Origin of the sequence: Brevibacillus sp. SIMBA_040 (genome assembly GCF_046535075.1) — a bacterium.
GTDB lineage: Bacteria > Bacillota > Bacilli > Brevibacillales > Brevibacillaceae > Brevibacillus.
This window is the reverse complement of sequence record NZ_JAWRXI010000185.1, coordinates 1-271: the sequence shown is the minus strand read 5'-3', so window position 1 is coordinate 271 and position 271 is coordinate 1. Positions and strand designations below refer to the sequence as shown.

The 271-nt window shown below is 50.2% G+C and carries 1 protein-coding gene; it reads left to right on the top strand.

Annotated features, from left to right (window positions below):
- Positions 1-14: 14 nt before the first annotated feature.
- A partial coding sequence (locus SB752_RS32480; RefSeq protein WP_410719510.1) for a hypothetical protein occupies positions 15-271 on the top strand: 257 nt, incomplete at its 3' end.

Genomic DNA, 271 nt, shown 5'->3' with positions numbered 1-271 from the left:
AGAAAGGCTTTGCAATGGATCTGGAAGGTGGCCCAAAGTCGTTTCTAATGATCTTGGCTAACAGGCCATTGGTGAAGGGCACGTTAACGGCGGATCAGAAAAGACAAATTATTCAGGACTTCGGTGAGGCCGGTGTATTTGACGCCGCCCTGGCGCTGATGGAGGCAACCTATGCACAGCTTCTCAGTTACTTAGAGGCTGTGAGGCAGTGCAAGGGTGCGGTCAATATCAAAATGCTGGAGGAGTTTTTAAGTTCCCTGCATTTCCAGCC